This window comes from Streptomyces sp. NBC_01723, assembly GCF_036246005.1.
Lineage (GTDB): Bacteria > Actinomycetota > Actinomycetes > Streptomycetales > Streptomycetaceae > Streptomyces.
The window spans coordinates 6,200,507-6,214,797 of sequence record NZ_CP109171.1 but is presented as its reverse complement, the minus strand read 5'-3'; the positions used below and the strand labels follow the sequence as shown (position 1 = coordinate 6,214,797).

Genomic DNA, 14,291 nt, shown 5'->3' with positions numbered 1-14,291 from the left:
GTACTAGGGCAAGTCGAGGTGTGCCGAAGAGATCAGAAGCCGTTGGCGACGGCGTCAGCGTGGAAGGCCGCGGGGCCCCACGCTAGAAGAGCGTTTTGTCCCGGCAAGGTTGTTTGGTTCGAGGTTCAGGTATTGCGCCAGTTCGGGGTGGATTCACTGGTGAGCCGTCGGCTTATGAGGTCGATCATGGCGAGGTGAATCATGGCTTCGGGCCGGTGGGGGTGGGTTTCGTAGTCGCGGGCCAGGCGGCGGTGATGCATGAGCCAGCCGAGGGTGCGTTCAACGACCCAGCGGCGGGGCTGGACGTGGAAGCCGCGGGTGGTGGGGTCGCGTTGGGCGATCTCGAGGTCGATGCCAAGGTGGGCGGCGTGTTCGACGGCTTTGGTCTTGTATCCGTTGTCGGCCCACACTTTGCGGATGCTGGGATGTTCGGCGGCGACCTGGTCCAGGAGCTGGGTGCTGGCGGCGGAGTCGTGGACGCTGGCGGCGGTGACGGTGACGGCCAGCAGGAGGCCGATGGTGTCGGTAACGATGTGCCGCTTGCGTCCGATGATTTTCCGGCATCGATGCCCTGGCTGGTGGCGAGGAGGCTGGTGGAGGTTTTCACGCTCTGTGCGTCGATCACGCAGGCCGACGGTTCGGCCTCCCGGCCTTCCTTCTGTCGTAAGAGCTGGCGGAGCAGGCCGTTGAGCTGGGCGAACACACCTTCCTGCTGCCACCTGGCGAAGTAGCCGTAGACCGTGTTCCAGTGCGGGAAGTCGTGCGGGTGGTAGCGCCATTGGACGCCAGAGCGGTCCACATACAAGATCACGTCCATGATGTCGCGCAGGTCATGCTCGGGCGGCCGGCCGAAGTCCAGAGCTCTGCCACGGCGCTCGAAACGCCAGGCCGCCAGGACCGGCTCGACCAACTCCCAGCGGGCATCGGACAGATCACTCGGATACGGGCGTCGCTTCGGCATGCCTCCGGCGTACCGCCGCAGACCGAGTGTGCCCAGGCGCACAGCGATGACGACGGAAGCACGCAGCTTGGGAAGCCGGGCATCCTGGGATGAGACAGGAACGAGCAGCACTCCGCCCCAACAGACACACCTCAGGACTCATCGACCCCAGCCACACCGGCTGCCCCTTTCGCATCGCATCCTCACCCACCGAGAATCCATCTAAAAACAGGTAAGACAGACGAAAACGACCTCTAGGCGCAATACCGGTGACTTTGAGTGGTGGTGGTCGTTGGGTGGGGTGTGCCAAGGCCTGGACAGGTGAAGTCGTCGGGTGACCGGTTGTCGGACCGGATCGCTCTGGGTGTGCTGGCGCGGGTGTTTCCGCCTGAGCTGGTGGAGGAGTGCGGGCGGGTCGAACTGCGCTCGCGGCTGCTGCCGGCGCGGGTGATGGTGTATTTTGTGCTCGCGATGTGCTTGTTCTCGGGGCAGGGTTATGAGGAAGTGGCCCGGCTTCTGACGCAAGGGCTGGAGCGGGTGCGGCGGTGGGACAAGCCGTGGCAGGTGCCGACGACGGCGGCGATCGGCCGGGCCCGCCGGCGGCTGGGGCCGGAGCCTTTGAAGATGCTGTTCGACCGGGTCTGCCGTCCGGTCGCCACCCAGGAATCGCTGGGGGCCTTGACCCTTGATCCCGGACACGCGAGACACTGGATCCTGAGGATCTGAGGACGGACATCTCGTGGTCATGGAGAACTGTCCGCCGCAGTTCAAGGCGGACGCGGTCGCACTGTACCGGTCGCGGCCCGAGGCGACGATCCGCCAGGTCGCGGCCGATCTGGGGATCGTCCCCGAGACGCTGCGGAACTGGGTCCGAGCGGCGGGTGCGAGCCGGCCGCGGGGGCGCCGGGCGGAGGTGTCGGCGGAGCCGCCGACGGTGTTGGAGGCGGAGAACGCGGCTCTGCGGAAGAAGGTCCCTGAGCTGGAGGAAGAGCGCGAGATTCTGCGGAAGGCGGCGAAGTATTTCGCCGGGGAGACGCGCTGGTGAACCGCTTCCAGTTCGTCGCCGACCACCAGCGCCGCTGCGGCGTGAAGCGGCTGTGCACCATCCTGGGCATCGCCCGCTCCAGCTTCTGCTACTGGCGGGCGACGGCTGCGGACCGGGCCGCCCGGCAGGCGGCCGAAGCCGCTCTCGCCGCACGGATACGGGCCGTGCACCGCGAGTCGGACGGCACCTACGGCGTTTCCAGGATCACCGCCGGGCTCCGCGAGGCGGGCGAGCGCGTCAACCACAAGCGGATCGCGCGGCTGATGCTGGGTGCCGGTCTGGCGGGCGTGCGTTTGCGCCGCAGGCACCGCACCACTGTTGCGGACCCGGCTGCGGCGAAGGCCCCGGATCTCATCGGCCGCGACCTCACCGCGAGTGAGCCGAACACGAAGTACGTCGGCGACATCACCTGTCTCCCGCTGGACGGCGGGAAGTTCCTGTATTTGGCCACCGTCGTCGGCCTCGCCTCACGCCGCCTGGCCGGCTGGGCGATCGCGGACCGCATGCGCACCGGCCTCGTCACCGACGCCCTGGCCGCCGCCCAGCGGACCCGCGGCAGCCTCGCCGGGGCGGTCATGCACACCGACCACGGAGCCCAGTACACCAGCCGGGCCCTCGCCGACGCCTGCCGCCAGGCCGGCGTCCGCCGGTCCATGAGCGCGATCGGCTCCAGCGCGGACAATGCACGCGCCGAATCCTTCAACGCGACGTTCAAACGCGAGACGCTCCAGGGCCGAAAGCACTGGTCCAGCGAACGCGAGGCCCGACTCGACGCGTTCCGCCGGCTCAACCGCCGCTACAACACCCGACGCCGTCATTCCCACCTCGGACAACGGAGTCCCATCGCCTACGAGACAGCACTCGAGACAACATCAACTACCCTGGCCCAAGCCGCATAACCCGTGTCCAAGATTCCGGGTCAAGGCCCGGGTGCCTGGTATCGGCGGTGGCGGCTGGTCGCGGTGGACGGCACCGTTTTCGATGTCCCGGACACCGACGCCAACGGCTCGTTCTTCGGCCGGCCCGGTTCGGGCCGTGGTCAGCAGCGTAGTGCGTATCCGCAGGTGAGGGTCACTGCATTGGTCGAGTGCGGGACGCATGCAGTGTTCGCCGCCGCGGCCGGCCCCCTGTCGCTCCACGAACAGCAGCTGGTTCCTGGCCTGCTGGACCGGGCCGAGCCGGGGATGCTTCTGATGGCCGACCGGGGCATCACCGGCTTCGACCTGTGGCAGGCAGCGTATGCCACAGGTGCGGACCTGTTGTGGAGAGTTCGCAAGAACATCGTCCTGCCCGTCCTGCAGTCATTCGACGAGGCTCTTACCTCTCCGAGATCGTGGCGAGCAAAGACCGCGACCGCCGCAGCCCATTCCCGGTCCGCGTCGTCGAATACCGGCTCGACGGCCGCGACGAGGACACCCTCTACCGCCTGATCACCACCATCTGCGACCCCGACCAGACTCCCGCCGCCGAGCTCGCCGCGCTCTACCACCAGCGGTGGGAGATCGAGAACACGCTGGACGAGATCAAGACCCATCAGGGCGGCCGGCAACTCGTCCTGCGTTCGCAGTATCCCGACGGCATCGAGCAGGAGATCTACGGATTCCTCCTCGTCCACCGCGCACTGCGCGACGTCATGCACCAGGCCGCTTGCGAAGCCGGCCTCGATCCCGACCGGATCTCCTTCACCCACGCCCTCAACGCCGCCCGCCGCCACGTCACCGCCCAGGCGGCACTTTCCCCCTTCACGACTCACACAAGCACTGACGCGCACCACCTATGAACTGCTCGAACAACTCCTCTCACCCCGCAGGCGACGTTCCAACCCCCGCGTAATCAAACGCAAGATGACCAACTGGCACCTCAAACACCCCCGCCATCGGCTCACACCATCACGCTGGTCCCACCCACCAAACCAACCAGCAGGCGCCTGAAAACAACCTTAAATCACCGGTATTGGGGCTAGGCGGTGTCCTACATGGCAGTTGGTCGTTGGGCTGCGTATGGGGCGGGGTACGTGGAGTTGGATTGTTCCGGACGGCTTGTGGGAGATCGCCAGGCCGTTGATCCCGGAGGACCGGGTTCGGCCGCAGGTCGGCGGGAAGCAGAACACGCCTGATGAGACGCTATTCGCAGCGATCATCTATGTGCTGGTCAGTGGATGTGCCTGGCGAGCTCTGCCGCCGTGTTTCGGGATATCGAAGGCGACCGCACACCGCAGGTTCATGATCTGGTCGAGGGCCGGCGTGTGGGGGCGCTTGCATGAAGCCGTCGTTCACCGGCTCGATGACGCGGGCCTTGTCGATGCTCCCGTGTGGTCCTCGACTCAGCTCATGTGCGCGCTAAAAAAAGGGGCGAACACACAGGTCCGAGCCCCGTGGACCGAGGCAAACCGGGTCCCAGGATGCACATCCTGTCGGACGCGAACGGGCTGCCCCTGGTCGTCTCACCGCGGCGAGCGTGCAGGACTCCAGCGCCGGCGCCCGGCTCCTGGATCAGGTCACCGCCGACCATCCCGGGATCCGCAAGGTCTGGGTCGACGGCGGCTACCGTCAGCACCTAGTCGAGCTCGCCGCCACCTTGGGAATCGATATGGAAATCACCGCTCGCAAGCCCGGGACCAGGGGCTTCGCCCCGGCCCCGAAAAGGTGGGCGGTCGAGTGGACCTACGGCTGGCTCATGCTCCACCGCCGCCTCGCGCGTGACTACGAAACCCTTCCCAGCCGCTCCGAAGCGGTGATCCATACCGCTATGACCGACCTCATGGCCCGCCGCCTCACCGGCGAGAACACCACCTCCTGGCGCGACCCGACGAAAGCCGTGAAGCAACCGATTACGGGATGAAACATTGGACGAAAACGACCTCTCAGGACAGGCGGGTGTTGAACCGTTGGGCAGTGTGCTGCGTTGAAGGGTGTGTTGTCGGTGGTTTGCGTATGGAGGATGTCATGGATCAGCAGGCTTCCCTTCAAGGGCATGCTCTGGGGATGGCACGGCTGTACGGCCTGAGCGGGGAGCTGGAATACACCGCCCAGGTCCCCCTCGGCCACCTCCCCACGCGGACCAGGAGGGGCGCGCCCGAGTGGGAGAACGCGGCCCGGCAGCGGATGCATCATCTCCTCAGCCCTGCGAATGTGGTCAGTGCAGCGGAGATGAAGGTGCTGGCGGATGTGCAGATCCCCCTGCAGCAACGGCCGCAGGGGGGTTACCACATCGACCCGGCGGTGCCGCGGCTCAGTGATGAGACCAGGGCGGTTGCGCATGTCAGCAACGCCATGGGGATCGCACGGCTGTACGGCCTGAGCGGCGAGCCGGAATACACCGCCCAGGTCCCCCTCGGCCACCTCCCCACGCAGAGCAGGAAGGGCGCGCCCGAGTGGGAGAACGCGGCCCGACACCGGATGCATAACCTCCTCAAACCCGAGAGGGTGGCCAGTGCAGCGGAGATGAAGGCGCTGACGGAAGCACAGATTCCCCTGCAGCAACGGCCGCAGGGGGGTTACCACATCGACCCGGCGGTGCCGCGGCTCAGTGACGACACCAGGGCGGCTGCGCATGTCAGCAAAGCCATGGGGATGGCACGGCTGTACGGCCTGAGCGGCGAGCCGGAATACACCGCCCAGGTCTCCCTCGGCCACCTCCCCACGACAGCCAGGAAGGGCGCGGCGCCCGCGTGGGAGAACGCGGCCCGGAGGCGGATGCATGATCTCCTCAGCCCTGAGAGGGTGGTCAGTGCGGCGGAGATGAAGGCGCTGACGGAAGCGCTGATCCCTCTGCAGCCACGGCCGAAGGGGGCGGGTTACTACATCGATCCGGCGGTACCGCGGGAGCGGGACTTCTTGTCCGGTGTGGTTGCCGGTGGTGTGCAGCCCGGGCTGGGGCTGCCTGGTGCGGGGGCTGTGCAGTCTTGGAGCGGGGCCGGTGTGCCGCTGCCGGGAGCTCTGCCTGCCTCGGACGAGGCGCACAACCCGGTGGGGAGCTATCTGGTGTCCGCGGCCGGCACCGGTCAGTTCCCCAGTCCCCAGGCCGGTCACCAGCCGGGCCCCTCCCAGGCGGCACCGCCGGCTTTCGGGTATCCGACGGCCCCTCATCCCGCCAAGAGACAGAGGCGCTGAGCTTGCCCCGCCTCCAGAACACAGACCACCACGTTCCCTCTTGCCAGCGGCGCTTGAACCGTTCCGGGTTTGTTAGAGACTTCAGATTGTGGTTGTGACCTGGGGTGCTACCTGCCGCATGATTTCCCGCACTGGAACACCGTCTACGGCTACTTCGCCAAGTGGGCGGACGAGGGTGTGTTCGCTCAGCTCAACGGTCTGCTCCGGCAACTGCTGCGGGAGAAGGAAGGGCGGGAGGGCGAGCCTTCAGCGTGCGTGACCGACGCCCAGAGCGTGAAGACCCCGACCAGTGTCCCGGCCTCTGGTCAGGGCATCGACGCGAGCGAGAAGATCGTTGGCAGGAAGCGGAGCATCGTCATCGACACGCTCGCCCTTCTCCTCGCCGCGCTGGTCACCGCAGCGAGCGTGCAGGACTCCAGCGCCGGCGCCCGGCTCCTGGATCAGGTCACCGCCGACCATCCCGGGATCCGCAAGGTCTGGGTCGACGGCGGCTACCGTCAGCACCTAGGGCTCGTCAGTTCTTCAGGTGGGCGATGCCGTGCTCGATCCGGATCCGGCTTGAGGAGTGTGCCTTGCGCTGGCGTTCGTGCCTCTCCTCGTACCAGTCCGGGGCGTTCTTCTTGAACTTGAGGTGCGGTGGCCTCACCATCCGGCCGCCGGTCTGTGCGCCCAGGATCTGGTAGTCGGCATCGGCGAGGATCTCCACCGCAGGCCCGTCGACCAGGAGCCTGACCAGCCCCAACTGGCGGGCTTGGGTGATGTCCGCGCAGCTTGCGGGCCGTGCTGGGCTGCACCACAGCACGCGGCCTTCGCCGTCCGTGACCACCATGGACTTGACGGCGTTCTGCTTGTTCTTGCCGGAGATGAACTTGTCGCGGTCCTTGCGTCCGGCGGCTGGGCGGCGAACCCGGATCTCGGTACCGTCGACGATGCCGGTCGTCCCGCTCGCGCCGAGGTGGTCGATGACCTCGGCCAGAGACCGCAGCCGCACGTCGGGGCTGACGGGGCAGCCTCGCTCGGCGAGCAGAGGCCGCACCTCACCGACGGCCCGGGTGATGGTGGAGCGGTCCACGCCGAACCAGCAGGCCAGCACGTCATGGGTGACCCCGTGCCGAAGATGGACGAGCGTGGCCAGGAGCCGGTCGACGAACACCAGCCGGTGCCTCGCGCCTGCGCCCACGGACCGTTTCCGCGGCCGGTAGGTGAGCCGTGCCTGGTGACGCCCATGCCACAACGCGCCTACTTCAGCCACGAGTTCAGAAATCACGTCAGCCGACAGGCCCGTGATCCTCCGGTCGCTGATGATCGCTGCACGAGACGTGTTCCCCACCACATAACCATGATCGACGATCAGGTGCCCGACGTCTCACCGCTTACCGTGCACGAGCTCGTTAGGTGTCTGGCATGCGGGGAGCCTCGGTCACGTCGGGAGGCTAGCGGTGTTCGCGCACCTCGGCCTCCGGGTGGCGGACCTCGACGACCGCCTTGCCGTGCAGGGTGCGGGTGAGGAGCCGGCCGACCGCCTCGTCGACGCGGTGCCAGGAGCCCCGCCACGCCACCGACGGAGTCAGTGCTCCCTGGGTGACCTGCTCGCCCAGCCAGCTGAGGTCGGGCGACAAGGGAGCGCCATCGAGCTGGTGGAAGGTGACGATGCTGCGGTTGTGACGCGTCGGGCCTGCGATGAGCGCACCCGGCGGGAACGACTCCGGTTCCGGAGCGACGTGTCCGAGGGCTACGAGCACACCGTCCCGCTGCAGGAGGTCGAATGCCTCCACGAGGAGCTGACCACCGACGCACTCGATGACCCCGTACACGGGCCCGGCGTATTCGCTGGGTCGGGAGACCACCTCAGCGGCACCAAGGGAGCGGAGTTCGTCGGCGTACGGCCCGGGCGAGCTGGTGACCGCGACCACCGCGGCCCCGCCCATGCGTGCGAGTTGCACCGCGTAGCGTCCCACGCCCCCGGTGGCACCCGTGACCATGACGGTTCGGCCGAGGATGGGGCCGATGCGCCGTAGTGCGCGCAGGGCGCTGTTGGCGGCGACCGGGATAGTACTCATCGCGCCGAGATCCGCGCTCGGGGGGACAACGCCGAGTGTCGCGGTGTCCACCGCCCGGTACTCCGCCCAGCCGTTCGCCTCGTCGAGTGTGACGACGGACGTTCCCACGGAAGGCCCGGAGCCGTCGCGGGCTGCCTCGACGACATGCCCGGCGGCTTCCCACCCCGGGACGGCACCGTCGGGCAGCTCGCGCGCGGTCACGACGTCCCCGTAGTTCAACGAGAAGGCCCCCACCTTCACCAGCACCTGGGAAGGGCCGGGCCGAGGTGTTTCGACCTCACCCACCCGCAGCCCAGTGCCAAGAGCGTGGTCGACCATCAGTGCCCACATGGAAAGCTCCCTCGAATTGCCCCTGAGGGGCATATGCTACCAGGAGGCAATAGAAGTGCTCGCGGTAAGCTGTGCGAATGGATGGCGTCAGACTGGCCGACGGTGACGCGGGGGCACCGCAGACGCTCCGGCAGCGCAAGAAGGCGCAAACCCGCCAGGCCCTTGTGGTCGAGGCCCTGCAGTCCTTCACCCGCCACGGCGCGGACGCGGTGACCCTCGACGACTTGTGTCTTCAGGTGGGTGTCTCGAAGCGCACGTTCTTCCGGTACTTCACCAGCAAGGAAGACGTAGCGATGACGCCTCTGCAAGATATGTGGCGTGAGTTCCTGCGCCGACTGGAGTCGGAGCCGCAGCCCCGCGGCACGGACACGGCGGTGCTCTCCTTACTGCACGACACACTGGTAGCCTCCATTCGAAAATGCGCGAATCGGGATGCGAACTGGACCCGTCTCGTGCGCCTGGCGCTCGGGCTCGATGCCGCTCACCCGTCGTTTGCCGCTCATAATCTCCGGTTCTGCGACGAGGCCGTTCAGGCGGCACTGAACGCTGTCGCTCCCATCCTGGACATCTCGGTCACGGACGATCCCAGACCCAGGCTTCTGCTCGACCTCTTCCTAGTCGCCTCCCGCAGCGCCCAGCGCGCCTGGACCGTGCGTACAGGCGACGAAGCGAGCGCGGAGAGCCTCATCGTCCTCGTTGACCACACTGTCGCCGCGCTTCCGGCGAGCCTCGAACTCGAAGCCTCTCGATCTTGACCGCTTCGGGCCCACGCCTCGTGCTCGGCTGCGGGCTAAGCTGTATTGACGCGCAGGGTTGTTCACACGGGTGATCGGTGGGTGCGGTGTGGCAGCGGTGGTGGTTGTAGGTGTGCAGGGAGTCTGCAAGGGCTGCTGTTCGTTGGGTCTGGTGCAGGTTCGGGTGACAGGTTCGGTCACGCGGCCTGGAGGGCCGGCGTGGTCATGACGGTCTCGAATTCGATGGGGGTCAGCCGGCCGAGTGAGGCTTGTCTGCGGCGTCGGTGGTAGGTCCGCTCGATCCAGGTCACGATCGCGGTCCGGAGTTCTTCGCGGGTGGCCCAGACGCAGCGGTCAAGGACGTTCTTCTGCAGCAGGCTAAAAAAGGACTCCATGGCCGTGTTGTCGCCGGCAGCTCCGACTCTCCCTATCGATCCGGCCATCCGGTGCCGGTCGAGGGCCCGGACGAACTTCCGGGAGCGGAACTGCGATCCACGGTCGCTGTGCAGAATGCAGCCGTCGACGTCTCCACGCCGGGCCACGGCGTTGTCCAGGGCGGTCACGGCCAGGCGGGACTTCATCCGCTCGTCGATGGAGTAGCCCACGATCCTGTTGCTGAAGGCGTCTTTGATCGCGCAGAGATAGAGCTTGCCTTCAGCTTGCCTTCCCCGGTGGCGTGCTCGGTGATGTCGGCGAGCCACAGCCGGTTCGCACAGGCCGCGGTGAAGTCACGGCGGACCAGGTCGTCGTGCACCGGCGGGCCGGCCTTCCTGCCCTTGCCGCGTTTCTTGCCGGACACGCTCCACCAGCGGTTGTCCCGGCAGGTCCGCCATGCAGTCCGGTCCGCCATCACGGCTCCGGCGCGGCGCGCTTCGTCGGCCAGGAAGCGGTAGCCGAACTCCGGTTCGTCACAGTGCGTGTCGAACAGCGCGTTCGCGCGATACGCCTCCTCCAGCATGGCATGGGTCACCGGCTGGTCCAGCCAGCGGTAGTAGGGCGGTCTGGCGAGCTTCAGCACCCGGCATGCAACCGTGACGGGCACCCCGCCCCCGGCCAGCTCCTTCACGAGCGGGTAGATCCTTTTCCCGGCAGATGCGCCTGCGACAGGTAGGCCGCGGCCCGCCGCAGAACCTCGTTCTCCTGTTCCAGCAGCTTGATCCGCCGCCGAGCTTCCCGAAGCTCGGCGCTCTCCTGGCTGGTCGTCCCGGGCTTGGTCCCGTCGTCGATGTCCGCGCGACGCATCCACTTCCACAACGTCATCGGATGCACCCCGAAGTCGGTGGCCACCTGCTCGACCGCCACACCCGGGCCGCGGTTCCTCGCGACCCGCACGACGTCCTGGCGGAACTCTTCCGGATGCGGCTTGGGCACAGCGACATCCTTCCCACCCGCCCCACAGGGCAAGCCAGTTCAGATGTCACCGCTCGTGCGGCAGACCCGTTCGTAGTTGCTGGTGTAGGGCCGGTGGTAGGCCCATTCGTCGAGCAGGGCGCGGTGGAAGCGTTCGACTTTGCCGATGCTCTTATAGCTGTCAAGGAAGGTCAGGCTGCGGTTGTTAGATCGTCGCGGGCAGATGGCTGTGCTGGGGTTCGCGGGACGAGTAGGCCGTAGACCTCACGGGCGATGTGTCGTTTCAAGCAGCGAATGATCTCGGTCTTCGTCTTGCCTTGGGCTGTTCTGCGGGCCATGTAGGCGCGTGTGCTTGGCTCCCATGCCATGCGGCTGACGGTGATCATGTAGAGGGCGTGGTTGGCCTGACGGTCGCCGCCACGGTTGAGGCGGTGGCGGCTGGTCTTGCCGGAGAACGCAGGGATCGGGGCGACGCCACAGAGGTGGGCGAAGGCAGACTCTGAGCGAATGAGTCCTGGGGTGTCGCCGACAGCGACGAGCAGGGCTGCGACGGTCTCGACACCGAGTCCTTTTACGGCCATGAGTTCCGGTGCCGCCCGGGTGACGAGCCGCTGCAGGTGACGGTCCAGCTCTGATATCTCGTCGTCGAGCTGCAGGTAGCGGTGGGCGATGGACCGCATGGCCAGTTTGGTGACCGTGGCCAGAGTGTCTGGTTCAGCCCTTGGGCGCCACCGTGTGACAGTGCGGATCAGTTCCATTCGGTGCAACCCGCGGATGTGTTCGCGAAGGACGTCGGGAACGGTGCCGATCAGGGCTTTGAGCTGGTTGACGGCTTGCGTGCGGGCCTTCATCGCACTGCGTCGGGCGACCCGCAGGGCCCGGATCATCTCGCCAGCGCCGTCACCGGACTTCGGGGTCGATGTCGCGGTCCCGCCCTGCACTGCCCGTGCGGCGGCTTCGGCATCGACGACATCGGACTTGCCGCGACGGCGGCGTGTCTGACGGTCGGGCCGGTTGACCTCGACGACACGGTGGCCGTGTTGCCGCAGCCACCTGGACAGGCCGGCACCGTAGCAGCCGGTGCCTTCCAGACCCACCTGCTCGACGATGCCGAGATCGGTGGCCCACGCTTCCAAGGATGCGTAGCCAGCTGGTGTCGACGGGACAGCGAGCGTGCCCAGCCGCCGCCCGAGCTGGTCGAGAGCAACAGCGACATGGACGTCTGCGTGGGTGTCGACTCCTACTAGAGGTTGTCCCGTAACCAGTGGTGCGGCTGGTGCGTTGGTCGGGCATGGGTGGGGTGATCTCAGCAGATGATCCGAAGTGGATCGAGCGGTTTGCGGGTCTGACCGAGGTGCAGTTCGCGAGGCTGGTGGCACTGGTACGGCGCCGGGGTGGCGACGTTCAGCGTGGTCGGCCGTGGCGGCTGTCGCTCGAGAACCGGGTGTTGCTGGTGGCGACGTACTGGCGCACGAACCTCACATTGCGGCAGGTGGCGCCGCTGTTCGGAGTCTCGAAGTCCGCGGCCGACCGCATCTTGGACCACCTCGCACCGCTGCTGGCCATCTCGCCCGCGCGCCGGCCGCGCAAGGACACCGTTTACATCGCCGACGGCACCCTGGTGCCCACCCGTGACCGCAGTGTCGCCGCGTCCAGCAAGAACTACCGGTACTCGACCAACCTGCAGGTCGTCATAGACGCCAACAGCCGCCTGGTCGTGGCCATCGGTCTCCCGCTGCCCGGCAGCCGCAACGACTGCCGGGCCTTCACCGAGTCCGGCACCGACCAGGCCTGCCGCGGCGCCCCGACCATCGCGGACGGCGGCTGCCAAGGCACCGGCCTCCTCATCCCGCACCGCAAACGACGAGGCCAGAGCCACCTCAGCCCATCGCAGGAGGCTGAGAACGCCGTCCACCGCCGGGCACGAGCACGTGCGGAACATGCCCTGTCGCGATTGAAGAACTGGAAGATCCTGCGGGACTGCCGACTCAAGGGCAACGGAGTTCACCAGGCCATGCTCGGCATCCCCCGGCTACACAACCTGGCCCTCACTGGATAACCCACACCCCAAACGGGAAAACCTCTAGCTTGATCTTTAACGTGCGGCGTCGAACGGTGCGTCGTACTTGATCACTCGGTTCGGTGTCCGCCGTACACGGAAGCGGCCTTCGTCTGAACATGTGCTCCGACCAAGGAACACACACGTCCAGCACAAAGGCCGTGAGGATGAGTCTGCTGCATCGCGATGTCCGGCGAGAGCCGCCAGTCGAACTGTCACGCTTCCGGGGCGAGTTCTACTCCTGTCTCACCGCTCGTTCGGATGCGCTGTTCGAGCTGGCGGATGCGGTTCTGTGCGGTGATGGGCCGGTGAGATCCCTGGCCGAGCTGTCGCTGGTGGGCGAACACCGCCGAGGGCACGGAGGACTCTACGCCGCTGTCTCAAAGGGCCGGGTCGATGCGGATCGGATGCGGCAGGCTCTGGCCTTGGTGTCCCTGCCGCGGGCGGCCGACGGCCGGCTGGTCCTGGCCGTCGACATCACTTGCTGGCTGCGGCCGGACGCCCACACCTCACCGGAGCGGATCCTGTGTCACACCTACGGCCGGGGCAAGGACCAGCACATCCCCGTCCCCGGCTGGCCGTACTCGATCATCTGCGCGCTCGAGCCGGGCCGCAGCTCGTGGACCGCCCCGCTGGACGCTCTGCGTCTGGCGCCCGGGGACGACAGCGCCACCGTCACCGCCCGGCAGTTGCGCGAACTGGTCGAGCGGCTGATCACCGCAGGCCAGTGGCAGGTCGGTGATCCGGATGTCCTCGTCATCGCGGACGCTGGGTACGACGCGCCCCGCCTGGCCCACCTCCTGCGGGATCTGCCGGTGAAAGTCCTGGCCAGGATGCGGTCGGACCGCGTCCTGCGCAGGCCAGCCCCGCCACGGCAGCCTCACACCATGGGCCGGCCGCCCCGGCACGGCGGCGAGTTCGTCTTCGGGCAGCCTGACACCTGGGGCACCCCGGACACCCACACGGTCACCGACACGCGCCTCTACGGCACCGCCGTCGCCCGGTCCTGGGACCGGCTCCATCCCAAGCTCACCCACCGTTCTTCCTGGGCCGCGGCCGACGGCTCACTCCCGATCGTCGAGGGGACAGTGATCCGCTTGGACATCGATCATCTGCCCAGCGGAGCCACCCCGAAGCCGGTCTGGCTGTGGTGGTCGGGCACCGGCGCCACCGAAGCGGACGCCGACCGACTCTGGCAGGCATACCTGCGTCGCTTCGACATCGAGCACACCTTCCGCCTGTTCAAGCAGACGCTCGGCTGGACCTGCCCCAAGATCCGCACCCCCGAGGCGGCCGACCGCTGGACCTGGCTGATCCTCGCGGCTTACACCCAACTGCGGCTGGCCCGGCCACTCGCAGCCGACCGGCGTCGCCCATGGGAGAGGCCCATTGCCTCAGACAGGCTGACCCCGGCACGGGTCCGCCGCGACTTTCGGCACATCCGCCCCACGGTCCTCTGCCCGGCCGGGGCACCGAAATCCACCCGCCCCGGACCTGGACGACCTCCCGGCCGGAAGATCTTCCCTTGAGTAAGACCTCGGACCTGAGCATCGCATCAATCAGCGGCGCGACCTCGTCCACCACCCGTCGAGCGCGCTGACCTGCCGCTTCTCTCTTCGGCGGTGCGATCGAAGCGGGATCTGTCAGGTACTTGCTCACCG

10 protein-coding genes and 6 pseudogenes are annotated in these 14,291 nt (G+C 67.3%); 10 read left to right on the top strand and 6 right to left on the bottom strand.

The annotated features are described in order from the left end of the window. Positions 1–125 precede the first annotated feature (125 nt). A pseudogene (locus OIE75_RS28885) lies at positions 126–961 on the bottom strand (IS5 family transposase). A gap of 300 nt (positions 962–1,261) precedes the next feature. On the opposite strand from OIE75_RS28885, the gene OIE75_RS28880 reads away from it, so the two are divergent. The 7 genes and pseudogenes from OIE75_RS28880 to OIE75_RS28855 all read left to right on the top strand — a co-directional run. After that, positions 1,262–1,666: a transposase domain-containing protein gene (locus OIE75_RS28880; RefSeq protein WP_329472585.1), complete on the top strand. Its 405-nt coding sequence runs from the start codon at positions 1,262–1,264 to the stop codon at positions 1,664–1,666. A 13-nt stretch (positions 1,667–1,679) separates the two neighbouring features. Next, positions 1,680–2,884 (top strand): IS3 family transposase gene (locus OIE75_RS28875; RefSeq protein WP_443078401.1). Its coding sequence is split into 2 segments (ribosomal slippage): positions 1,680–1,971 and positions 1,971–2,884, totalling 1,206 coding nucleotides; the frame shifts between segments, so codons are not numbered across the junction. 3 nt (positions 2,885–2,887) lie between these two features. Continuing rightward, positions 2,888–3,415, top strand: coding sequence for a transposase (locus tag OIE75_RS41495; protein ID WP_443078400.1), 528 nt, complete (start codon positions 2,888–2,890; stop codon positions 3,413–3,415). Continuing rightward, positions 3,319–3,765, top strand: coding sequence for a transposase (locus OIE75_RS28870; RefSeq protein WP_329472584.1), 447 nt, complete (start codon positions 3,319–3,321; stop codon positions 3,763–3,765). Before OIE75_RS41495 ends, OIE75_RS28870 begins: the two co-directional genes overlap by 97 nt. Positions 3,766–3,985: 220 nt before the next feature. Beyond that, positions 3,986–4,826: pseudogene (locus tag OIE75_RS28865) on the top strand (IS5 family transposase). Positions 4,827–4,930: 104 nt separating this feature from the next. Next, positions 4,931–6,097 carry a hypothetical protein gene (locus tag OIE75_RS28860; RefSeq protein WP_329472582.1) on the top strand — a complete coding sequence of 389 codons (1,167 nt, stop codon included), beginning with the start codon at positions 4,931–4,933 and terminating at the stop codon, positions 6,095–6,097. Between the two features lie 108 nt (positions 6,098–6,205). Beyond that, a pseudogene (locus tag OIE75_RS28855) lies at positions 6,206–6,604 on the top strand (transposase); the annotation flags it as partial. Between the two features lie 7 nt (positions 6,605–6,611). Here OIE75_RS28855 and OIE75_RS28850 read toward each other — a convergent pair. Continuing rightward, a complete protein-coding gene (locus OIE75_RS28850; RefSeq protein ID WP_329472580.1) occupies positions 6,612–7,277 on the bottom strand; it encodes a transposase family protein in 666 nt (221 codons plus the stop codon). Between the two features lie 253 nt (positions 7,278–7,530). Beyond that, entirely contained in the window at positions 7,531–8,487 is a 957-nt protein-coding gene (locus OIE75_RS28845; RefSeq protein ID WP_329472578.1) for a zinc-binding dehydrogenase, read from the bottom strand. A gap of 77 nt (positions 8,488–8,564) precedes the next feature. Here OIE75_RS28845 and OIE75_RS28840 point away from each other — a divergent pair, with 77 nt between their 5' ends. Beyond that, positions 8,565–9,242 carry a TetR/AcrR family transcriptional regulator gene (locus tag OIE75_RS28840; protein WP_329472576.1) on the top strand — a complete coding sequence of 226 codons (678 nt, stop codon included), beginning with the start codon at positions 8,565–8,567 and terminating at the stop codon, positions 9,240–9,242. Positions 9,243–9,284: 42 nt separating this feature from the next. Here the strand turns inward: OIE75_RS28840 and OIE75_RS28835 are convergent. The 3 genes and pseudogenes from OIE75_RS28835 to OIE75_RS28825 form a co-directional block, all read right to left on the bottom strand. Then, positions 9,285–9,384 (bottom strand): annotated as a pseudogene (locus tag OIE75_RS28835) (IS481 family transposase); the annotation flags it as partial. Positions 9,385–9,418: 34 nt separating this feature from the next. Further along, positions 9,419–10,592, bottom strand: a pseudogene (locus OIE75_RS28830) (IS3 family transposase). A 170-nt stretch (positions 10,593–10,762) separates the two neighbouring features. Next, positions 10,763–11,836, bottom strand: coding sequence for an IS110 family transposase (locus OIE75_RS28825; protein WP_329474076.1), 1,074 nt, complete (start codon positions 11,834–11,836; stop codon positions 10,763–10,765). A 26-nt stretch (positions 11,837–11,862) separates the two neighbouring features. Between OIE75_RS28825 and OIE75_RS28820 the strand changes: the two genes are divergently transcribed. Then, on the top strand, positions 11,863–12,630 hold the full coding sequence (locus OIE75_RS28820) for a transposase (RefSeq protein ID WP_329472574.1): 768 nt from the start codon (positions 11,863–11,865) through the stop codon (positions 12,628–12,630). 167 nt (positions 12,631–12,797) lie between these two features. Continuing rightward, positions 12,798–14,147: pseudogene (locus OIE75_RS28815) on the top strand (NF041680 family putative transposase); the annotation flags it as partial. Between the last annotated feature and the right edge of the window lie 144 nt (positions 14,148–14,291).